A 22,517-nucleotide genomic window follows, 5' to 3' on the forward strand; every position below is an offset into this window, starting at 1 on the left:
TCACTGCATTGAAATTGCAATGCAATCTCCCGGGTTGTTAAACCGGTTGCATACGCTTTGAGAACTTCGAGGCGGCGTTCTTTGGAATAAATCAACATGTGAAATCCTCCATGAAATGAGACTTCACCAGTCTACCAGACTTACCGCATTCGCGCTAGACTAAAATGTGACGCGCTCTAATGTTTCGTGAAGCCCGAAATCGGATCAGAATCAGCGCTGAGAAAATGACATTTTGCGCAGCAGGAACGGACGCACCTACCAGCAGAATTGACAGGTGTATTGAGAAACCGGAGACTCGTGAGACTTTCAGCCGGCAGGCTGCTCGGGGTTAAAGCCTTTAATATTCTGACCATGTGGCTTCACAGCAGAATTATCATCTGCCACCCGAAAAAAAGCAGTACTGCTTTTTCCTGAAGCCAGTTCTCTCACCCGAACTTTCCAGACACCTGCTTTATCATTGGGGGCGATCTGAATCTGAAATTTCTGTGTGCCATTCTGGAGAGCACGATATCCCGACATTTCCGCGATTCGTCCTTCGGCATCTTCGATTGAGACTTCTACCGGAATCACCGCAGCGACTGGCGTCCCCTGTTCATCGATGACCTGAATCGAAACGGTTCCTGCTTCCCCCCGTTTCAATGTCATGGGAACCTCAATCGCCACCTGAGCAATCGGCTGATCTGTGCGCAGATAAATTCCGCCTGCCCCTGGCCCCAGTTTCACATTGGCTGTTTGCTGCTGGTGGTCTGAACTGGTGCTGATCTGCTGATGTTGCACCAGATCATAGTAATAGCCAGTCTGGCGATTCACAGACAAAGTCGCTTCTGCAGGAAGACCGTTCTCCATGACGCGGCCATGGTGGCCAACATAATCGCCGAACTCTCGATTGTCATTCACCACAAATAGATAGTCGGCATGCGGGCCGCGACGGTAATAAGGAACCACATTGGGATTTGAGGAATCTACGTAGCGGGTATATTTACCAGTGAGTGCCAGACGCAGCTCTGCCGACTTTTTCAGCAGTTCCTGTTTATCAACATCCGCTTTGCCGGTCCGCGTGTAAGAGGTAATCACAATATCGGGTTTCACTGCAGGTGAAACCCGCTCGTCAGCAATCACGATCCCGCCCCGCTGCTGGAAGGCTTTGATCGTCTGCAGGATTGATTCGGTAATCACATCGCAGTCCATCATGACCAGCACCTTGTACTGATCCAGGCCTGTCTGAGTAATCGTTTCATCAAACACAACATCTGTCTGCAGGCCCGCCCACTGCAACATCTGGTGAGCATCCCCCAGCCAGTAACCGTTCCAGCCATAGGTCCCGCGCCGGGCAAATACCTGAGAGGCAAAACTTTCATAGAAAGCAATATCATTCTTTGCGTCTGGCATCGTTTTCAGAGCCGGTCCCAGAGGCTTGACAACGTCGTGAATCAATCGCGTCAGTTCGTGTTGAGTTTGTGGATTGGTATATCGATAGCCCCCTGCCCCATCTGTTGGTACCAGCGACTGCCAGCCATGATACATAATGCCCTTGATCGGGCGCGAAATCTTCGCCCAGAAAGCTTCCCGTAAATGCATGGGAGAAATCGTAATGAAAGCGGCATCGGGTTGTTCTTCTTCCCAGTGCGCCCGATTCTCCGGACCGTCCCCCGGTTTCTTTGGTATCGGTGCGGTCTGTGATCGATACCAGATAATCTGAGTCATATTCATCACATCCTGATGTTTTTGAGAGCCACGGGCCATCGCAAACAATTCATCACCAACGACATTGATGCGAATGGGATCGGGATAACTGTAAGTCCAATGCGACAGCACATCCACATTTCCACCAGAGCCAAATACACTCGCCACGCGCATCGCCGGGTCATACCAGGTCCAGAATTTTTTGGAAGTCGAATTGAGTCCCTGCTCCAGGTCGCTGTTTAAATCGTTCCAACCATCACCGGTTTTCCAGTGCCACTTGTAATAGACATAAAGCGGATCATTATCAGGGACAACGCGATCAGAGGGAAAGTTTTTCAGTTTCTTATAGTCAACACCCCGAGGCGGACCAGCTTCAGCGGGAATTTCAATTCCCGCAAACTTCTTAAATGCTTCGCGGTCATGCTCATGAAAACAGGGACGTGAATGTCCGCGGACTTCGGTGTGCAGAAGAGCAGAATCCAGGGCCGGATAATCCTGATAGGTCTGTGCTAATGAAGCCCCCACGTTATAAGTAAACTCTTTAATCTCAGGAATCAGCGGACAGATGTCTTCACGTGAAGAATGCGTCGTTCCATCCCGGTTCACACGCTGAAGTTTTTCCTGGTTCCTCAGATAGGAACCGGGAGACAGCGATGCATAGAAAGAGATGCCATTCGCCAGTCCCTTATCCAGGCCCGCTCTCATTTCAGCAACATTCTCCTCGGAATCGGCCAGTGTCGGTTTCCCAGCCTCCCGTACCTTCGCGTAGTTGACTCTGGTTCCAACAGCGTGCGTGAATCCGATTTTCTTCAAGCGATCCACTTCGTGAACTCCGGCGCCCCACATGATAACGGGAAACTGGTCCGGCAATTTCCGTCCCACGATCTGAATTGGAAATACCGCTTCCGCAGTAGTCTGTGACGGACCAGCTGTCTTCAATCGAGCCGTCAACGTATATTCATCCGGACGTAAAGCCGAATTCAATGGAAACAGGACCTGTTGGGGATTTCCCGATTCCAGATTCTTCAGCGTAGAAGTCCCCTGCACATCGCCATTCAGTAACCAGGTAACGGTGGCTTCTGAGAGCAGTTCCGGCTGCAGATTTGTAACCTGAAAAGAGAGTGATGGATTCTGCTCCATACGGATATAGCAGGCTCGCTGTGTAAGACGATCAAAGCGGACAGGACGAAATTCCAGTTCACCGCTGCTGATCCGGACCTGATCAATCAGGCCTGGGAAGCCACCATAGTTACTTCCGTTACGATCCCCGATCGTCAGTGGTCTTGTTCCGGGAGTAACCGCTCCCACACCAGCAACCGTTTTCTCACCATGGGGTAATCCATTGACCAGAAATCTGCCTCGACCGGCTCCATTGTACATGAACACGATGTGATACCAGGTTTCAGGATTCAACTGGAGGGGATCGGAATACCAGGTTTCAGAAAAGTCGCCGAAGCCAAGGACCGCTCTTAATGTTCGAGTACCAGTGCGTCCTGCCGGGTTAAACATCAATTGATAGTCAGTGTGGCTGACATATTTTTTATCGAGCAGATAGGCAGTACCTGCTTTTTCAATATCGGCCTCAGGTTTGATCCACATCTCCAGTGTAAACGCGCCGCGGGGTGAAAGTTCAGGAGAATCCTTGACGGCGGCCCAGTGCCGTTTATCTTCTATCGGAAAACCCGGGAATGAACGCATGGCTGCGCCAAATTTTCCCTGTGGTTCAATCTCCGCTCCATTGAACGATGCCGTATTTCCATTTCGTGAAAGATCAGTCCCCGGATTGGTACCATCAAAGGTCCACAACCCCAATACATGAGGGCCTGTGGCATTCTCTTTCGTATATTGTGATTTCCAGGGTTCCTGTAATGTGATGGTACCGGGATCAGCGGCAGCAAGATTGAAAACAGAGCCCAGTGACAAAAAAAACAGAGCAGCAGTTTGGATTAATTTTCGCATCAACTCGAACTTTCAATTTTCATGTTGCAGACACCAATTACTTAACACAGTTTACCAATCTATCTTTCAGAAGAAAACGGACTCGATTCTGACATTTGTCTACAATCGGTTCGAATTCCAGGATGCATTTGTCTGCTGCAAAGGTACGTGTTAGGATGCTGACAGTGCTCTTCAGTTACATCATCGATTTTTTATTCCCTCTCACCACATCTGCAGGTTATGTCAGCTGAAACTCAATGTACTCCGCAAAATTGTCCCCCCCTGATTGTCATGAGTGACCTGGATGGGACGCTGCTGGATCATGACACGTATTCCTTTGCGCCTGCTCTGCCTGTCATGACACGATTACAGGCTGCAGGAATTCCGTTGATTCTGAATACCAGTAAAACGGCTGCTGAGCTGCGCACGTTGCGGGAATCATTAAACAACACCGATCCCTACGTGGTGGAAAATGGTTCTGCCATCTATTTTCCGGATTCATCGATTATCGATTCGATCGGCTCGACTGCACATATTTCAGGAAATGACGTGCATATTTTAGGGGCACGCAGAACTGAGATCCTGTCAATCATTCAAAAAAAACGGAGCGATGAAAAATTCCTGTTTACCGGATTTTCAGACATGGAAGTCTCTGAAGTCATTGCATATACGGGATTATCGGAATCCGAGGCTGAACAGGCGATGACACGAGAATTTTCCGAGCCGTTAATTTGGCAGGACTCGGCACATCAATTGCGTAAGTTTGAAGCACTGATTGCCAATCATGGTCTGCGGCTGCTGCGAGGCGGCCGGTTTGTGCATGTGATTGGCGCGTGTGACAAAGGAAAATGTCTGCAGTGGTTCAGGGAGTGTTATACCCGTTCTGGGAAATTCATTCCTCGATTTGTGGCACTTGGTGACAGCCAGAATGATGTCGCCATGCTGAATGCTGCAGACATCGCAGTCATTGTGCGCTCTTCCCATCACGAACCTCCCGATCTTGAGAAGCAATCTTCGGTCATCATAACTCAAGAGACCGGCCCACAGGGATGGGCTGATGCGTTAACCCAAATACTGGATGAAATACTGACCTGATCATCCCGGTTTTGGCGCTCAAACATCGATCATGGAGATCTGGTATGGGAGACTTTTACCAAAACGGTATCATCACGACATTACATAATCTTTCGTCACGTCCGATTGACGAAATGGAAGCCGAACTGCTTGAGTTTTCCAAAGTTCGTCCGATGAGCCTGGTACTGCCCTGTCTGTACAGCGAACTGGAAGGGCCAGCCCTCGACAAAATTGTGACCGAACTCGCCAAAGTCCGATATCTGAATGAAATCGTAATCGGCTTGGATCGGGCGGATGAAGAACAGTACAAACACGCGATTCGCTTTTTCAGTCGACTGCCACAGAAACACCGGATTCTCTGGAACGATGGACCGCGGCTGCAGGAAGTGAATTCGGTCCTGCAAAACCAGGGACTTGCTCCCAACGAACTCGGGAAAGGCTGCAACGTCTGGTACTGCCTGGGTTATATCCTGGCACAGGGGACGTCTGCGTCCGTCGCTTTGCATGATTGTGATATTCTCACCTATGATCGGAATTTACTGGCAAGACTGATCTATCCAGTTGCCAACCCCAGTTTTAACTACCAGTTCTGCAAAGGTTATTACGCACGGGTCGCTGACAGCAAAATGAATGGTCGAGTAACCCGGTTACTGGTGACTCCACTGCTAAGAGCGCTGAAAAAAATACTCGGTTCACTGGATTATCTGGAGTACCTCGACAGCTACCGCTATCCACTGGCGGGTGAGTTTTCTTTTCGCGTTGATGTCATCAACGACATCCGCATCCCCAGCGACTGGGGACTGGAAATCGGCGTGCTCTCGGAAGTCAAACGGAATTACTCAACTAACCGTCTCTGCCAGGTCGACATTGCCGACTGCTATGATCACAAGCATCAGAACCTGTCTGTCGACGATGCCCAGGCGGGCCTGTCAAAAATGTCGATTGATATTTCAAAAGGTATCTTCCGCAAACTGGCAACAAACGGCGTCGTTTTCTCTACGGAAACGTTTCGTTCGATTAAAGCCACCTACTATCGGATCGCTCTCGATTTCATTGAGACTTATCGAAACGATGCCACCATCAATGGGCTGGTACTGGATATTCATAATGAAGAGAAAGCTGTTGAGCTGTTCGCGGAAAATGTGTTAAAAGCAGGTCTGCATTTTCTGGATAATCCGATGGAAACACCATTTATTCCCAGCTGGAATCGTGTGCAAAGTGCCGTTCCGGAAATTTTTGCGAGCCTGTGTGCCGCAGTTGACGATGACTATTCGGAGTTTGCCTGAAACCATGAGTGAGCCCGTTGAGCATACTGCAGTCAGTGAGTATCAGTTTCTGGTAGAAAACCATTTAAAGATCATTTATCCCGAAATCGATCATACATCTTTTGCCCGGGAGTTGATTCAGCTCATGTGCCCTGATGGTATGTGCCAGATACCTCAGACGCATCAGAATCACTGGGATCAGAAGAACGTGGTAATGATTACCTATGGCGACAGTCTGCTCACGGAGGAGCAGCAGCCACTGGAAACACTGCTGCAGTTCTCAGAAGAATTCCTGAAAGATACCATCAACGGAATTCATATCCTGCCATTCTTTCCCTACAGTTCAGATGACGGCTTTTCCATTATCGACTATCATCAGGTGAACCCACACCTGGGTGACTGGTCTCACATCAATGCCATCGCAGAAAAGTTTCAGCTGATGTCTGATCTGGTGATCAATCACTGTTCCAGCGAAAGTGAATGGTTTCAACAATTCAGACGGGGAGAATCTCCGGGCAAAGATTATTTTTTCTGTGCCTCTCCTGAAGACGATTTAGCTGATGTGGTTCGCCCGCGTACGAATGAATTATTATGCCCGATTGAAACTCCAGAAGGCACACGATACGTCTGGTGCACGTTCAGCCACGACCAGGTTGACCTGAATTTTGCCAACCCTGAACTCCTGCGGGAAATTGTCAAAATCATCAAGCTCTACCTGGATCATGGAGTGAAAATTTTTCGACTCGATGCGATCGCCTTTATCTGGAAAGTGGCAGGAACCAGTTGCCTGAGCCTGCCGGAAACTCACGAGATCGTGCGTCTCTTCCGGACACTGATCCAGTTCGTGGCACCAACGGCCATGATCATCACGGAAACCAATATCCCCAACCGGGAAAACCTGGCCTATTTCGGAAACTCCAATGAAGCCCATGCGATCTATAATTTCTCACTCCCCCCGCTCCTGGTGAATGCCATGCTCAGCGGGAGCTGTCAGCATTTGAAAACCTGGATGATGAGCATGCCCCCTGCCCTGCATGGTACGACTTATCTGAACTTTATTGCCTCTCACGATGGTATCGGCCTCAGACCCGCCGAAGGCCTGATGAGTGAAGAAGAAATCAGTAACATGGTCGCGATGATGGAACAGTTTGGCGCACGCATCTCCATGCGGTCGCTTGCGGGAGGCGTCAAGCGTCCTTATGAAATCAACATTTCCCTGATTGACGCAATGAAGGGGACTCTGGAAGGAGAAGACGAATGGCAGGTCGAACGCTTCCTGTGTGCGCATGCCATCATGTTTGCTCTGGAAGGAATTCCGGCTGTCTATATTCACAGTTTTCTTGGTACTCTCAATGATCAGGCAGCCGTAGCAGAAACCGGACACAACCGTTCGATCAACCGCCATCGCTGGGATTACCATAAACTGGCACTGGCATTGGCCGATGACACATCCATTCATGCACAGGTTTTCCAGGGTATGTGCCATCTGTTGAAGGTGCGTCGCCGTCAACCGGCATTTCACCCGAACGCCACACAGTTTACTTTACACCTGGGAGACAGTGTGTTTGCCTTCTGGCGGCAGAGCATGGATCGCCAGCAGAGTATTTTTGCCATCAATAATATTTCTAACCAGGAACAGATCGTTCCCTTATCGGAAATCAACCTGATCGGAACTGACAACTGGACCGACCTGATCAGCGGCGAATTATACTCTGACCAGCGGGCAGAACTGGTCCTGAAACCGTATCAGGTGATCTGGCTGACCAATCGATGGTCGCACGAATAGCCTTGAGGCTCCTATTCGAAGTAAATCAGACCTGATTTTGAAAGCAGAGTTCATAACCATCTGGGTCTTTGAGGAACAGTTGATTCATTCCATAGAAGGCGACCCGGGGAGGCTCCAGGTTCAGACCTTTCGTCATGAACTCCTCATACATCGCCTGTGCATCATGGCAGAGAAAAAAGAAACCAACGCCTTTCACACGTTCTTCCCGGGTACCATCCTCGTCGGGACAGGCCGGCTGCAGCATCAGAGCTACAGAATCCCGTTCCAATCGACACCACATGATTTTCCCTTCAGGCTCCCATTTCAACTTGACTTCAAAACCCAGCCTGTCTGTGTAAAAGGAGATCGAATCGTCAATATCTTCTACAAACAGGAGAGGAACCAATTCCTGAACAGAGTCGCCTTCAGCTGTCATGACAGCTCCTTGAAATAAAGGAAGAAAGAGAATGCTGGCGATTAATCATCTGATTCACGATGCACGGTCTCAGGCGAAAATGCAGGCAGGCAGATGGCGATATACTCCGCCCCTGCATCTCCAGGAGTGCTGTAGCGGACCCATTCTCCTGCATCCAGAATAATCGCCTGCCCCGTTTTGACTTCGAAGACGCCCTGCTTTGTTTCCACATGCAGAACGCCTTTCAGAACAACTGACATCTCCTGAAATTCAGGAGATTGTGCAGGTTCAACCCAGCCACCGGGAGACACCATCCGGGCCACGCTGATTGTTTCATCTCCGGTATTCACACGGCCTACAAATTCTTCGATCTGCTTAGGTTTGTTACCGGCCGCTTTCACAATGGTGGGCAGTTCAATATAACGAGGCATTATGAGTCCTATTCAAATATAAAATACGAATTCAGCTGTCAGTGACGAATCACCATATTGTGATTCCCTTCCACTATGAAATCCAGAGGTAGACTGCCAGTATTCCGAATACGAAAGCTGACTTGGGAAGCTCAAATCGGATCAGTAAATATTTCACCTCATACAGGCTAGGAATGCCATGAGTGAATTCTTATCATGATACCAGATTTAGAAAATCAATCCATTTTCAAACACCTCTGTCATTCTGTTCCATTCGGACCAGCTGATTTCATTTGTTCGGGAGTCAAAACATGTTGACCAGTTTGCTGCTTCCAGTTCTGTTGTCAGCCGTTGCCTTGTTTTTCGCCAGTTTTCTATCGTGGATGGTCGTGCAACTCCACCGGGACGACTGGAAAAAACTAGAGCAGGAAGATGAGTTTCTGAAAACGATGCAGACCCTCAATGTGCCTGTCGGCAGTTACATGTTTCCAGGCTGTAAATCATCTGATGAAATGAAAAGCCAGGAATACCAGGAGAAATGGAAGAAAGGCCCCCGCGGCGTGATGACCGTTTATCCCGAAGTCAACATGGGAAAAAACCTGGGGCTGACCTTTGTGTTCTTTCTGGTCGTCAGTTTTTCACTCGCCTATCTGGCCACCCTGGCAATTCCGGCTGGAGCAGAATTCAAAGTCGTCTTCCGTTTCGTGGCCACCGCCGGACTTCTGACTTTTTTATCAGCGACAATCCAACACGCAATCTGGTTTCACAATCGCATTATCGGACACATCATTGAATCCATCGCATATGCTGTTATCGTCGGCGTCATTTTCGGACTGATGTGGCCCGCTGCTTAACGTTCCCCATTCCAGTAATTAATTCGAAATCTGAGGTATACAAATGTCTGTCTCTCTTCCACTATCAGGTCAAAAGTTTCTTCTGTTTACCGGTGAGGACTACGAAGATCTGGAACTCTGGTATCCTAAACTCAGACTGGAAGAAGCAGGCGCAGAAACCACTCTGGCAGGACTGGAAGCGGGAAAGACCTATCTGGGAAAGCATGGATACCCTTCCGTTTCAGACGTCACTATCGACAGTATCAACTCAGCTGACTACCAGGGAGTCATCTGTGCCGGCGGCTGGATGCCCGATAAACTCAGACGATCCGAAAAGGTACTCTCACTTCTGCAGGAATTTCATGAAAGTGGGAAACTGATCGCCGCGATCTGCCATGGAGGCTGGATGCCGATCTCCGCAGGCATCTATTCCGGCGTGAAAGTCACCGGTTCCCCCGGAATCAAAGACGACCTGATCAACGCAGGCGCTATCTGGGAAGATGCACCCGTAGTCGTCGATCGCCATTTTGTCTGCAGTCGACGTCCCTCTGATCTACCGGACTTCTGCAGGGGAATCCTCGAAGTTCTCCAGACGACATAGCAGGTTAATCAAATATCTGTTTTGCAAGCTGTTGCACATCTGCAGCCTGATGTACCTTCAGTTGCTGCTGAATTTCGGCGTCGATCAACTTTAATAATCTCGGTTCCTGTTGAATTGCCTTCAACAGGGAGACTGCGCGACTCTCCGTTCTGAGTAATGCCTGCAGGGCGATTTTCTGATTACGGACAGTCAATACAGGCAGCGATTCAATCAGATCCTCCGTTGCAGCCGTAGTATCGATATCGCCGATCCCACTCACGGCTCCCATCTGCAGTTCGGCATGACCGGCATCAGTCAGGTAGCGTTTCAGCTGTTTCCTGCAGACGTCATAATCCAGCATCGCTACCATTCGCAGCGCATCGTAACGGGTCCCCCCTTTCACATCAGGATCGTCGGCCATCTTGACGGCCCGCTGGAGTGCCTGCTTCCAACGGACCGTCAAGTCCGGCTTATCTTTCAGCAGCGATTCAATCCTGCTACGAGGCCAGTCACCGGCAATCGTAATTCCATTAATCACTCCCCCTCCAATCACGACCGACTGCCAGCACTCCAGGGATTGGTTCTGATCCGGAAGAGATACCTCGAGCAGACGCATCAGCTCCTCTGCCTGATTTCGTTTTCCCACAGCAATCGCGGTACGCCAGATCTCGGGGATATTTCGATATTCATCTGGTGTTCCCACTTTGACTGCTGCGACCAGGGATTTGATTTTTGCACCAGGCTCTGTCTCCTCTGATTTTGAAGATTTTTCACCAGGCAGTACGGGCACCGCGACATGCTGGTTTCCGGTAGAGGCACTGGCCAAAGAGATTTCGGAGAGAAAAATCCAGCCTTGATTCCCGGTAAAGTCGATCCGAACAAACTGTGCCCGCTGTTCAGGAATGTTGATTTCAATCGTCCGCCGATCAATTTCATAAAGCCCCAGTCCATCGGCGTGATCATCAAAAGAGGAGAACTGATGAGGATTGCCGTACTGTTTGTTATTGTTACTGAAAGAGACCTGAATCGAAGCTGGGGCATGAATTGATCCCGGCTCATGATTGACTCCATATACGACTCTCAACGCATTGACTGGCATCTTACGCTGCAGATCAATCACGATCCGCGGTTGTGGCTCTGTTCCCGCAGATCGAAACCCGACCCACTGACCATCATTAAATCGGTTTGATCCTGTAGCACGATTCACCAGTTTTAAATTTGAAGGATCGTCCGGGTAATTGACATCCGGTTTCACTGAACCAGAGTAAGTGTATTTCAAAGGTGCACTGTGTTCCTGCAGAAACACCAGCAAATCCGCCATCGCATCAGGTGGAATCTCGCGTTCAAGACCTTCAGGCATGAGTGACTTTCCACTGTTACTTAATTCATCCAGCTGCGTTCTCAGAATGGTTTGAACTTTTCCCTGCTGTGCTTTTAAGGTAATGCTGTTGCTTTGCTCAGACACCAGAATCCCGGTCGTGATGCGACCGTCATCGGTCACAGCCAGATAGGAAGCATAGCGGCCGTCGACCGCTTTATTCGGGTCGAGAATGGAAGTCAGTAAAAATGACTTCGACTGATCGGTCAGCGCTGCCAGATCCGGACCGACGACATGGCCTTTCCCGTTCAAGCGATGGCAGCTGGCACACTGCTTCTCAAACACCAGTCTGCCGCGATCCACGCTCCCCTGCTTCAGATCGATCAATGCATACTGTTTCAGGACTGCGTCACGACTAGCGCTGGTGGCGACAGAAAATAATTTTCTCGCCCGCTGTTTGATTTTTTCACTTTTATGATCGATCAGCGTCTGGCGGTTCGTTAAATCAATTTGAGCGGGTTGAATGACCTTCTGCTCGATCCGATTCAACAGATCCAGTGTCGACGTTTCGCGGGAGAGCAACTGGCTGATGACCTCGGCCTGCAAAGCAGGGGTAAATTGCTTCCAGTTATCAAATACCAGTTCCACCGCAGCAGGACTCTGTGACTGGATCAGACTTTTCAAGGCTGCCATCTGGATGTTCAACGCCGTTTGAGGTGACAGCAATTCAGAAACCAGTTCAAGACTGTCCTGGCTTTGATCTACTGACAACACAAACTGTAAGGCAGCGATCCGCACAGGCTCCGGTTGCTCTGTATCAGAGACCTGTCCCGATGCGAGACTGAGAAGCTGCTTGAGTTGCGGCACCTGTTTCTCAACACCCAATTTCTCACGACTACGCAGTGCCTCCGTCAGCTCTGTTAATGCCAGCCATTCCCAGGCTTCCGGTTTCTGGTTTTGAACCATATGAGATGTCAGCGCAGTAGCAACCTGCTTCAGTAACTCAGGTTCCCTGGTCGCAACCGCCATTTGCAGCAAAGAATGAAACATCGGCAGTAATTTTGGTTTGCCTGCGATTCGGGGATGCAGACTTATCAGAGCAGAGCTCAAACGTGCGGGTTTAAAACTGGCTAATACAGCTGACCTGAGATAGACGTTTCCCGAATGCTGCTCCAGCAACTCTAACAGCGCGTTGGTCCCCTCTTGCTCTTTCACATAACCTAACGTATATGCCAACTGGAGTTGTACTGTCAGTTCCTGCTCCCGACCTGCCAGTTCAAGTACGGCCTTCGCCAGCGGTTTCGACTGTTCCAGAAAAGGCTCTGCTAATCGAAGTACTTCTCTGCGCACATGGGGATTCTGGTCGTTAATCAGAGGCAATAGTATTTCCGGTGTCAGTGCCTGTAGTCCTTCTAAAGTACATAACGCCTGCACACGGGATTGGGGCAACTCCCCTTCACTGGCAATCTGTAATAAAGAGCCGGCTACTGCTTTATCATCCCGAAAAATCAGTTCCTGTTGCACCATATCACGCAGTGTGCCGTTCGCACTGTTGAGTAACTGAGAAAGCTCTTGGGCAGGAAGTTGTTTTAGATTGGGGACCGGTTGAAAGGTTTGCTCTTTTGCGGAAATTCGATAGATCCTGCCGCGCGTCTCACCAGCACGAACGTTTAATTTCTGGACCGCTTCTGGCGAGAGGAACTTGGGATGCTCAATCAGATACCGGTACATGTCCACAATCACGAGCGAGCCGTCAGGTGCTGTTCTCGCCTGGACGGGTCGGAACCAGTTATCGGTGGATGTTAAAAAATCCCGTTCCTGTTCATCGGGAGCCCGCAATCCCGAAAAGGTGACTCCCTCTGGTTTCACGACCAGACGATGTACCAACTGGTTCACGGGCTCACAGACAAAAGCATTTCCATAAAACGATTTTCCCAGTTGATCATCCCGATACAGTCCCAGACCACAGGCAGAAGTCGGACGTCCTCGCTGTCCACTCAAATGAAACTGAACCAGTTCCCCCACCGGAAACAACTGATTTGCATTTGCTCCTTTGGGAATTGAGACTTCAGGAGGAGGCGATCCCACAAAAGGATTTTTCTGGAAATAGGATTCATTGACCGGGTAATGCACACAGAGCGTACCGTTACGGCATCCAAACCAGTTTCCCCAGTCATCGCGTACGCGCCCCTGCTGGGTTCGGCCACTTACCGGCTCAAGAACTCCAGTTTCAGGTTGAAACCGAAAATCCCGATTCGTTACATTCACTGTCTGCCCGTTAAATGACTGGATGATACCGCCAAACAAACCGCCGGAAGCATAGACCCAGTTATCCAGTCCGGGTGTCAGGCTGTTGACCCGCGCCTGATAATTATGCGTTGCGAATCCAGTCAGAATCTTCTTTTGAAGATTTGCTTTTCCGTCCCCTGTCGTGTCCTCAGCGTAGATCACATCGGGAGCCGTACAAACCAGTATGCCCTGTTTCCAGACCATCAGTCCCGTCGGAAAAGCCAGCCCTTCCAGAAACACAGTGGCTTTATCATACCTGCCATCCCGATCCAGGTCCTCCAGATACTTGACAACTCCACCGGGTTTATAATTTCCGTCCATGCCAGCAGGATAATCACGCATCTCCACGACCCACAATTTCCCATCGGGCCCAAACTCCACCGCCACTGGATCAACGACCAGAGGCTCTGCTGCGATGACTTCCACTTTCAGATCATCTTTTAAGTTCATACGGGAAATGGACTCTGCAGGTGTCAATGGTCGCTTACCACCGGTTCGGCTCACGTGACCGGTTGCTTCATAGGAATCAGGAATCTGCTGTGAAACGACATCCAGAATCTTTTTCTCCAGCCCGGGAGCGAAGGGCCCCGGCAGGTCGTACCAGACCATGGCATTTTTTCCCTCATAGCCCCCTTCCTCTAACACTCTTTCCGATGGGATGTAGCAGGGAACATCATTCGCATAGGAATTCACCCAGACTTTCGCTCCGTGTTTTTGTTTGACTGCCAGTGAGTAATCGACGACGACTTCTCCGCCGAGAAAGACCATCGCCAGATCATCACCAAAAGACCAGGTCTTGATCGGATATTCCACCTGAGCTGTTAATGCTTCACCGCGTTTTAAACGGTTCAGATTCTTTTTCGCGTGGTAACCGGTAATCCCCGGTTTACCGGCACGCTGTTTCCATTCTGCTTCAGTCGGCAGCGTCGCCAGCGGCAGTTTGATTTCGTCACTCTCAGCAGAAAGATCACCTGTAATGGCCGTGAGCCCGGTTTTCAGACACTGTTGTACTCCTGTCGCAACAGCCTGACCGTTCACACGCGCGGCTCCCTGATCATCTCCTCTGAACTTCGGATTCTGATCTGCACCGCATCCAATCACTACCATCGCCATACATCCGGGAACGTCTGCTTCGATCCCTTCGACGGCACAGCCAGCCCAGTCACCTGACATAAACGGAACTCCGCCTAATGTCGTGCAGTGACAGGCATACCCCACCAGGATTGCCCGCGAATTACCTTCCGGACTTTTCACGCGGAGAATCGGTAAGTCATAATCATTCGGCCCAGAGATATTTCTTCGATTTTTCGCAAAGGTCGCGGTTCCGATCCCCCACTCCAGCAGCGCTGGCTGGGTGTCTTTGATTGCCTGCTGGGCAACGGACGTTAATTTTTGAATCAGGTCCCCGGTATAACGATTCACAACTTCCTGTTCTGAAGTCGAAAGGTCCTTCGTGTAAATATTGGGAAGCACTCCGGTAAGCATGGGGGCAGCATGCGTGTGTGTCGAACAGATGACCAGTCCGGCAGGTATGATATCCTGCGTTTCTTTCAGATTAGCGACAACCTGCTTCGTCACCGCAGCGGGTACTCCGCAATTTTCAACTGAGAGCAGGACATGTGGTTGTTTCTGTTGATCTAGAATAGCAATCGCCCGGGCCCAGAGTGGCTGTTCGACCCGGTTAATCAATTCAGTCCCCCGCGATGCATAACCATTCAGGAGCACGGGATAATCAGGGGTAATGTCAACTTTCGCGATGCCGACCTGATAGAACTGTCGATTATCTGCATGACAACTGGAAAAAGAAAACATAAAAATAATGAGTGACAGCAGAAGACGTCTAAGAGACATTAAATTTATTCCTCATGCAGTAGATTATTTTGCGAGCGATGCATACCTCCCATCTATTCTCAAACTCAGGTATGCTTTTCAAAATAATTAGATTTCTTTAATATCTTTCGAAAGTCCAGTGTACCAGCAACTTTCAAGCCGGATCAATCCAGTGATGCGACAATCTCTTTCAAAATTGCGACAACAGAAAACGGATAGATGAACCCCGACTCAACTCCTCAGGTAGCCATTTTCATCGAGACGTCAAAAACTTTTGGTCGCGAGATACTACAAGGCATATCTACCTACTCCCGGACGCACGGCCCCTGGTCGATTTACATTGATGAATGGGGACCCCAAACACCATTGCCTGAGTGGATCAAAAGCTGGCAGGGAGATGGTGTTATAGCCCGCGTTCGCTCCCGCCAGATGGCAGAACGTCTTGTAGAGCTTCAAGTCCCGGTAGTAGACACACTGCAACAGGTACCCGACCTGGAGATGCCGGCCGTTTCTACCGATGATTCGCTGATTGCAAAACTGGCGTTCGAACATTTGCACGATCGTCACCTCAGACACTTTGCATTTGTTGGCGTCGAGAAAGTGAACTGGTCCCATCGTCGTCGTGATGCCTTCGCAAAGATTGTCCGCGAACAGGGGTTTGCCTGTGAAATCTATTCCCCCCTGTCACGCCGCCAGTTTGCAGAAAGCTGGAATGGAGGCCAGGAGGATCTGGCAGACTGGCTGGCAGCACTTCCCAAACCGGTTGGTTTATTTGCAGCTCACGACTTGAGAGCACTCTGTGTTCTCGATGCCTGCCGCCGACGCAATATTGCAATTCCCGAACAGGTCGCCGTCATGGGAGTTGATAATGATGATGTATTTTGTGAAGTCGTCAATCCGACACTTACCAGCATCGCTCATCAGGCAAAAGAAATTGGTTATCAGGCTGCCGCTCTCCTGGATCAACTGATGCGCGGCACCACACCTGCACAGCCCCCAAGCCCCGTGCCTCCCCGGTTACTGATCCCTCGCCGATCAACGGATATCATCGCGGTCGAAGACCCCGCCATTGCCTCTGCCCTGGAACTGATCAGAAGAAAAGCCTGTGATAAAATCAGCGTTTCGATGCTTGCCAGTCAAGTGAATCTCACGCGACGCTCTCTCGAACGACGCTTTATAAAACTAGTCGGAAAAACACCTCACCAGATCATTTCAGCAGAGCGCCTGAGACGAGCCAGGCAGTTACTGATTGATACTGATTATACACTTGAGCAAATTGCGCAAATGGCGGGATTTTCCAGCGCTGCTTATCTGAGTGTACTCATTAAAGAACACGAAAACTGTACTCCTACTGAGTTTCGCCAGCGGCCCTGATGCAGCTGATTCAAGGTATACTTAACAAACTTCATTTTCTGCTCATTGTGTAGATCACCCAAGATTCACATCCAGCATTGCCAGCAGACTGAGTTTTTCCCTGAATCCATTTTACAGCCAAACCACTTTTCTGTAGTGTAATCAGGTTCGATTTGAAGTCCTACAGCCTATTGACGCCTTATTAGTTTACACATAAAATGGCCGGAATATGTTCCATTAGCCAGGGGTCAAAATGTCACACAGCAAACTGCAGCATGAGATTAAAAAAAAGCAACCCTTTGACTCTCCAGAACAGGCAGCTATTCTCAATATCCTGCGAACAAGTGATGTCTTTCATAACCAGTTTGGCAGACTCTTTCGTGAATATGGCCTGACCCCTTCACAATATAACGTCCTTCGGATTTTACGGGGCGAAGGCAAGCCCATGCCCTCGCTTGAAATCGCAAACCGTATGATTCAGGTAGTCCCTGCAATTACCGGATTACTTGATCGTCTGCAGGCACAGGATTTAATTAAGCGAAATCGATGTACCGAAGACCGACGCGTCGTATATATCGAAATCACTGCTAAAGCCCTGAAGCTATTGAAAGAGATTGATAAGCCAGATCTGAATCTGCATCACAAACTGATTGGTCATCTCAGTTCATCTGAATTGACTGAACTTTCCCGTTTACTGGAAAAAGCCAGAACCTCACTGAAAAGTGTAGAATAAACAACTCTCATTTATTGAGCCCTCTCAACCAGCCTGCGCCAGTGTCTAATGTACAGTCTTCATATTCCTCGGGCCCGTATCAATTAAAAGATTCACTGATTATCGTGAGTTACTATAGGATTCCCTTGTCCGTATAGGGAATTCTACTGAGTCCAATCTGGTGATGATAACCTGGATCTCAACACGAACCTGCTCTTAATTTTACGATCTAATGGTATACTAATGGTATAATGGAATCAGAAAACAGCAGGTTCCACACACTGACACTGGTTTCGCAATCTGTAGCATTCCTCGATTGAATTTAGACTCTCTTATTCGTCATAAGGGATATTTTTATTTCATTCGAGCGCAGTTTTGAGTAAATTAATTCTTAGACCAGTCTCTCTGCAGGGACTGGTACTTTCATCGAATTCCCTGTGAATGGTAAGTGAATCAAGAAACAAGATTCACCAGTCCACTAAAAAGCCGGCAAACCAATACTAAGATGTCCTTCACTGAGGAACTGATAAATGAACTACAGCCCTGAATGGCCTTCGACTCATGTCACACTTTTGAAGCGAGTTCGATTTCAGACAGATTCCGAAGCATGGAGGGAATTTGTAGGTATCTACGGTCCGATTATTTACAATTATTGCCGTTATTTTCACCTGAATGACTGCGACGCCGAAGATGTATGCCAGGAAGTGTTTCACCAGATCAGCACTTCAATGCATTCGTTTGAATATAATCGGCAGTTAGGGCGGTTTCGCTCGTGGTTGGGCAAAGTTACGTATCACGAAGTCTGTCGTTTTTTCAAGAAAAACAAACGGTTCCAGAATCAGTCCGGGACGCCTGCTTTTCAGGAAGCGATTAATGAGCAGGCGGGAGAATCAGATGCCGCCTGGGCTGATGAATTCTGCAGCCATATTTACACAACTGCCTTGAATAATATTCATCCCCTGTTTGATGAGCGGACCTGGAAAGCATTCGAGTTAACCTGGATCAATGATATTGGTGCACAGCAGGCTGCTGAAAAGCTAAGTACTGAAATCACCTGGATCTATAAAGCAAAGTTTCTCGTGCAGAAAAAGCTGAAAGAGGAAATACAGCGACTTTCGTTCGATAGTGTTGTATTTCAAAAATGAAATTTATTTTGGGCCATTTATGCAAAAATGTATTTCGGACAGCCAGATCGTTCGTTACCTCTGCAGTGAGCTTGATGAACCTGAAAATCAGCAAGTCATAGAACATCTGAATCAATGCGCCAGCTGCCAGAAACGAACCGAGATCTACTCGGAGGACAAGGAATTGAAGAGCTGGCAGGAATGCCAGCAAAGACAAAATCAATCCGGAAGTCCTGAGAAACATCCTTTTTCTGAACAACAGCTGGACCGCATTTTCAACACAACCATTTCATCCATCAACCAGCCACCATCGACAGCATATTCACCGACACAGCAACCCGGCAACAGTTCCTCTCATCAAATTCCCGTCGACGAGGAATTGAATCGAATCACAATCAGAGTCATCGGTAATTATCACCTCATTGAGAAGATCGGCCAGGGAGGGATGGGGGTGGTCTACAAGGCCATCCATGCGCGCCTGAAAAAACAGGTTGTCCTCAAATTACTGTTAAATAATCAGTGGGATAACGCTACGCAGACGCAACGGTTCTATCGGGAGATGGAACTGATCGGTCAGTTGGATCATCCCAACATCGTCAAAGCCACCGATGCCGGAGAAGTTGATGAAACCTGTTTTTTAGTCATGGAATACTTATCCGGACACGATTTGAAAACCATTCTTAAATCCGAAAAAACGCTCTCGGTCACATCTGCCTGCTATATCGTGCGACAGGTCGCCAATGGTCTGCAATACATCCATAATCACAATCTGATTCATCGGGATATTAAACCATCTAATCTCTTTCTCACTCTGGAAGGCGAAGTAAAAATATTAGACCTCGGGTTAGCAGGCCTGAGTCAGGCAAATTCACACCTGAGTGACCTGACAGACAGCCAGTGCATCATGGGCAGCGTACAATACATGGCCCCCGAACAGGCTCACAGCGTGAAATCGATCGATCATCGAGCAGATATCTATAGCCTGGGATGTACGTTTTATAAACTCCTGACCGGAGAGGCGCCTTTCAAACAGCAATCACAGATCGCTACGATTCTTGCTCATCGCGAAGAGACGCCTCCACGACTATCCGATCTGATTCCCGAGATTCCAGAGACTCTGGAGGAACTGTTTCAGTCGATGATGAAAAAAGACCCCGTCGACAGAATCCAAACTATGGCAGAAGTTGTGGAAATACTCGACCGGTTTTTAGGCCAGCAATTCGAAATTCCTCTCAACGAATCTGCGGAAACCCAACTGAGCGAAAGCCAGGAACTGATGAAACTGTGCCGCAACACAATTCTGACACCGCCAATCGAAGTCATGTCCACTGATGCCAGTACACAGGTTCAAATGACTCAGCATTTTTTGAACCCAAAACGAGGCCGTTTGTTTTTGACCCTGGTCTTCTTTTTTAGCCTGGGTATAGTAAGTTTTTGGATCTACGCATCATCCCGAACTCCACTTCCACCAGATGGTGGTTCAGGTCCTATTAGAAAGCCTCCCACAATACCACTGACAGAGCCATCACTTGAACAATTTAAAGTTGAACGCGAAACGGCAATCTGGCTCCTGAATCATGACTGTGAAATACTTATCGATGGAGTCTACGAACCATTGACCCAGGTTCAGGAATTACCGGCGACAGATTTTTTTATTAAAGTGATTGAATTTCACCCTCAGACAATCACACGCGAAGTCTTGAACCCCCTCAAGCAGTTGGCAAAACTTGAGAATTTAATAATGGATGAGTGCCAGATCGCAGATGATGCTCTGGAACCTCTACAGGGAAAACTTTCCCTCAAAAAACTCGATCTTCATGAATCAGGATTGACCGATAAAGGTCTCTCTTACGTAAGTACTTTGAAAAACCTGACGCATATTTCACTCCATAAAAATTACAAACTGACAGACGAAGGACTCCAGGTTCTGGCTAAGTTGCAAAAGTTACGTTCGGTCAATCTTGATCAACTTGGCATCACTGACGCCGGGCTGATTTTTATAAAATACAATCCCCGCCTGGACTGGTTGAACATCAAAGACACACAGATCACAGACAGCTCAGTTCCCGATCTGATCAAGTTAAAAAGCATGAATCAATTATATCTCCAGGGAACCAAAATAACTGACGAAGGAATCCAAACCATCAGAAATGCTTACAAAGGTCGTGACCCCATCATGTATTAACTCCCCAGTCGCCTTTTCTCCCTGTATTCTAAAATATGTTCTTAGTCTTCACTAATTACATCCTGAAACCAACATTTTGCATTCTCAAAAAACTATATTGCGTTCTTGATCTTGACCTGTATCTGCCCTTCTGAATACTACCTTAATATTGGAAGTCAGTTCACTAGATACAAAGATAAAGGGCTACACTCATGGTTGGAAACGCGATTTGGCCGTATGATCCTCAGTCTGACGTGCAACAAAAACCTTACACGGAACACCCACCAGCACAATCTCAACAGATCAGCATCATCATTGCAGCACGTAATAACTCTGCCTATCTTGCAGAGACGATTGAATCAGCCTTCGATCAGAGTATTCCCTGCCAGGTGATTTATGCAGATGACTGTAGTTTTGATGATTCCATCAGTATCGCCCGGCGATACGAGAAACAGGGGCTGATTATTATCGAATCCCCTTTTCATTCAGGTGTCTGCGAAACACGTAACCGGGGAGCCGACAAAGCGACAGGTGATTACCTCCTTTTTCTGGATGGTGATGATATCTTGCCTCCCAATTATATTCAGCAACACCTTGATAAAATGTCCCCCAGTACTCCATTCGTGTATGGCGGTGCCGAAGCATTTGGCGATTATTCCACACTCTGGAATGCACCTGAATGGTCTGATGGACGGCTCTGGTTGCGTAATTTTGTGAATACATCCGCGCTCTGGAATCGTCAGGCCTTTGAAACTGCAGGACGCTGGCGCAATAAAATTAATACCATGTGGGACTGGGATCTGGCTTTACGGGGATCCCGTCTGGGCACACCTGCCCGTAGCACTGCCGTATTACGATACCGGCAACATTCAAGCTCCTGGTCAGCAAATATCCAGACGAAGTATCAGAAGCGCCAGGAAGTGCTTTTACCACAGATGCGACAGATCTGTTCGCGTCTCAGTGTCGGATCAATTATCAGTGGCAGACTTCCTGATTTTTTTCCTCAATGGCTTTCTGCTGTCTCACAGGCAGTAAAACTGATCAGTAGCGAGGAACCAGTGGAACTTGTCCTTCTGGATAACTCAAATAATGTGGATACACTCAATAAAATGAGGGCTGAAACCAGCCGCTATATCAATACATTCGAAACGATTCGAATTATTTCACACCCGAATTCCTTTTCATTCAAAAATGAAAAGGAACGCCGAGATAAAACGGCCCGTTTTATGGCCCAGGCCTGTAATCGCTTACGGGTCGAAATGCGTGGCGACATACACTGGTTGATAGAGGATGACATCCTGGTCCCGCTGGAATCAGGTATTAATTTATTTACTGAACTGACTGCTCAAAGAATCCCCCCCAATGCTGTTTCCGGATGCTATCGCAATCGTCATACAGAAACACAGTTTGTAGGCGGTCAGTTTGACGACCATCACATCGTGAAAGCATTTTCTGAAATCGGCAGTGAAACCCGTGCCGTCGATTATTGCGGGACCGGCTGCCTGATGTTCTGGAAAGATCGAACACCACGGTACTGGAACAGCCACTACAGAAATATCCCTGCTCATGATTGGGAATGGTGCTCCCGATTGAAGTCTTCGGATGGCACTCTGCTCATGCTACCAACGGTGCATTGCGGACATGCAAAGTCTCCCACTGAGATCTTATATTGAAATCTGCCATTCCGGGAGACAAAAAAGAAAGCACGAGCTCACATACACAAAGATAGGAAGCAGGCACTAGTCCCCTAACGTTGTGTGCTCA

General features: G+C 48.5%; 14 protein-coding genes. 10 read left to right on the forward strand and 4 right to left on the reverse strand.

The window, feature by feature from the left end; all coding sequences use genetic code 11:
* Positions 1-306 precede the first annotated feature (306 nt).
* Positions 307-3,642 carry a LamG-like jellyroll fold domain-containing protein gene (locus tag ACN0YN_RS06180; RefSeq protein ID WP_417384127.1) on the reverse strand — a complete coding sequence of 1,112 codons (3,336 nt, stop codon included), beginning with the start codon at positions 3,640-3,642 and terminating at the stop codon, positions 307-309.
* 270 nt (positions 3,643-3,912) lie between these two features.
* Between ACN0YN_RS06180 and ACN0YN_RS06185 the strand changes: the two genes are divergently transcribed.
* The 3 genes from ACN0YN_RS06185 to ACN0YN_RS06195 are packed head-to-tail and all read left to right on the forward strand — an operon-like array spanning position 3,913 to position 7,746.
* Positions 3,913-4,716: an HAD-IIB family hydrolase gene (locus tag ACN0YN_RS06185; protein WP_417384128.1), complete on the forward strand. Its 804-nt coding sequence runs from the start codon at positions 3,913-3,915 to the stop codon at positions 4,714-4,716.
* A 44-nt stretch (positions 4,717-4,760) separates the two neighbouring features.
* A complete protein-coding gene (locus ACN0YN_RS06190; protein WP_417384129.1) occupies positions 4,761-5,981 on the forward strand; it encodes a glycosyl transferase in 1,221 nt (406 codons plus the stop codon).
* A 4-nt stretch (positions 5,982-5,985) separates the two neighbouring features.
* Complete coding sequence (locus tag ACN0YN_RS06195) at positions 5,986-7,746, forward strand: sugar phosphorylase (protein WP_417384556.1); 1,761 nt, start codon at positions 5,986-5,988, stop codon at positions 7,744-7,746.
* A gap of 25 nt (positions 7,747-7,771) precedes the next feature.
* On the opposite strand, the gene ACN0YN_RS06200 is transcribed toward ACN0YN_RS06195, so the two are convergent.
* Both ACN0YN_RS06200 and ACN0YN_RS06205 read right to left on the reverse strand, forming a co-directional pair.
* Entirely contained in the window at positions 7,772-8,161 is a 390-nt protein-coding gene (locus ACN0YN_RS06200; RefSeq protein ID WP_417384130.1) for a VOC family protein, read from the reverse strand.
* A 41-nt stretch (positions 8,162-8,202) separates the two neighbouring features.
* Positions 8,203-8,571, reverse strand: coding sequence for a cupin domain-containing protein (locus tag ACN0YN_RS06205; protein ID WP_417384131.1), 369 nt, complete (start codon positions 8,569-8,571; stop codon positions 8,203-8,205).
* Between the two features lie 290 nt (positions 8,572-8,861).
* Here ACN0YN_RS06205 and ACN0YN_RS06210 point away from each other — a divergent pair, with 290 nt between their 5' ends.
* Both ACN0YN_RS06210 and ACN0YN_RS06215 read left to right on the forward strand, forming a co-directional pair.
* Positions 8,862-9,404 carry a hypothetical protein gene (locus ACN0YN_RS06210; RefSeq protein WP_417384132.1) on the forward strand — a complete coding sequence of 181 codons (543 nt, stop codon included), beginning with the start codon at positions 8,862-8,864 and terminating at the stop codon, positions 9,402-9,404.
* A gap of 43 nt (positions 9,405-9,447) precedes the next feature.
* Positions 9,448-9,984, forward strand: coding sequence for a type 1 glutamine amidotransferase domain-containing protein (locus ACN0YN_RS06215; protein WP_417384133.1), 537 nt, complete (start codon positions 9,448-9,450; stop codon positions 9,982-9,984).
* Positions 9,985-9,988: 4 nt separating this feature from the next.
* Here the strand turns inward: ACN0YN_RS06215 and ACN0YN_RS06220 are convergent, their stop codons facing one another.
* Entirely contained in the window at positions 9,989-15,421 is a 5,433-nt protein-coding gene (locus tag ACN0YN_RS06220) for a PVC-type heme-binding CxxCH protein (protein WP_417384134.1), read from the reverse strand.
* Positions 15,422-15,619: 198 nt separating this feature from the next.
* Here ACN0YN_RS06220 and ACN0YN_RS06225 point away from each other — a divergent pair, with 198 nt between their 5' ends.
* The 5 genes from ACN0YN_RS06225 (at position 15,620) to ACN0YN_RS06245 (ending at position 22,426) form a co-directional block, all read left to right on the forward strand.
* Entirely contained in the window at positions 15,620-16,774 is a 1,155-nt protein-coding gene (locus ACN0YN_RS06225; RefSeq protein WP_417384135.1) for a XylR family transcriptional regulator, read from the forward strand.
* Between the two features lie 232 nt (positions 16,775-17,006).
* Complete coding sequence (locus ACN0YN_RS06230) at positions 17,007-17,486, forward strand: MarR family winged helix-turn-helix transcriptional regulator (RefSeq protein WP_417384136.1); 480 nt, start codon at positions 17,007-17,009, stop codon at positions 17,484-17,486.
* Positions 17,487-17,995: 509 nt separating this feature from the next.
* Positions 17,996-18,610 carry an RNA polymerase sigma factor gene (locus ACN0YN_RS06235; protein ID WP_417384137.1) on the forward strand — a complete coding sequence of 205 codons (615 nt, stop codon included), beginning with the start codon at positions 17,996-17,998 and terminating at the stop codon, positions 18,608-18,610.
* 19 nt (positions 18,611-18,629) lie between these two features.
* Positions 18,630-20,774 carry a protein kinase domain-containing protein gene (locus tag ACN0YN_RS06240; protein WP_417384138.1) on the forward strand — a complete coding sequence of 715 codons (2,145 nt, stop codon included), beginning with the start codon at positions 18,630-18,632 and terminating at the stop codon, positions 20,772-20,774.
* Positions 20,775-20,965: 191 nt separating this feature from the next.
* The gene (locus ACN0YN_RS06245; protein WP_417384139.1) at positions 20,966-22,426 is read left to right on the forward strand and encodes a glycosyltransferase family 2 protein; all 1,461 of its coding nucleotides are present in this window, start codon (positions 20,966-20,968) and stop codon (positions 22,424-22,426) included.
* Positions 22,427-22,517 lie beyond the last annotated feature (91 nt).

It is taken from the genome of Gimesia sp., from assembly GCF_048260065.1.
Classification (GTDB): domain Bacteria; phylum Planctomycetota; class Planctomycetia; order Planctomycetales; family Planctomycetaceae; genus Gimesia.

What these genes read in the sequence shown, in the direction of transcription:
- ACN0YN_RS06215 (WP_417384133.1), top strand. Translation starts at nt 9,448, where the DNA reads ATGTCTGTCTCTCTTCCACTATCAGGTCAAAAGTTTCTTCTGTTTACC.
- ACN0YN_RS06235 (WP_417384137.1), top strand. Translation starts at nt 17,996, where the DNA reads ATGAACTACAGCCCTGAATGGCCTTCGACTCATGTCACACTTTTGAAG.
- ACN0YN_RS06185 (WP_417384128.1), top strand. Translation starts at nt 3,913, where the DNA reads ATGAGTGACCTGGATGGGACGCTGCTGGATCATGACACGTATTCCTTT.
- ACN0YN_RS06210 (WP_417384132.1), top strand. Translation starts at nt 8,862, where the DNA reads ATGTTGACCAGTTTGCTGCTTCCAGTTCTGTTGTCAGCCGTTGCCTTG.
- ACN0YN_RS06240 (WP_417384138.1), top strand. Translation starts at nt 18,630, where the DNA reads ATGCAAAAATGTATTTCGGACAGCCAGATCGTTCGTTACCTCTGCAGT.
- ACN0YN_RS06195 (WP_417384556.1), top strand. Translation starts at nt 5,986, where the DNA reads ATGAGTGAGCCCGTTGAGCATACTGCAGTCAGTGAGTATCAGTTTCTG.
- ACN0YN_RS06245 (WP_417384139.1), top strand. Translation starts at nt 20,966, where the DNA reads ATGGTTGGAAACGCGATTTGGCCGTATGATCCTCAGTCTGACGTGCAA.
- ACN0YN_RS06220 (WP_417384134.1), bottom strand. Translation starts at nt 15,421, where the DNA reads ATGTCTCTTAGACGTCTTCTGCTGTCACTCATTATTTTTATGTTTTCT.
- ACN0YN_RS06230 (WP_417384136.1), top strand. Translation starts at nt 17,007, where the DNA reads ATGTCACACAGCAAACTGCAGCATGAGATTAAAAAAAAGCAACCCTTT.
- ACN0YN_RS06225 (WP_417384135.1), top strand. Translation starts at nt 15,620, where the DNA reads ATGAACCCCGACTCAACTCCTCAGGTAGCCATTTTCATCGAGACGTCA.
- ACN0YN_RS06200 (WP_417384130.1), bottom strand. Translation starts at nt 8,161, where the DNA reads ATGACAGCTGAAGGCGACTCTGTTCAGGAATTGGTTCCTCTCCTGTTT.
- ACN0YN_RS06205 (WP_417384131.1), bottom strand. Translation starts at nt 8,571, where the DNA reads ATGCCTCGTTATATTGAACTGCCCACCATTGTGAAAGCGGCCGGTAAC.
- ACN0YN_RS06180 (WP_417384127.1), bottom strand. Translation starts at nt 3,642, where the DNA reads ATGCGAAAATTAATCCAAACTGCTGCTCTGTTTTTTTTGTCACTGGGC.
- ACN0YN_RS06190 (WP_417384129.1), top strand. Translation starts at nt 4,761, where the DNA reads ATGGGAGACTTTTACCAAAACGGTATCATCACGACATTACATAATCTT.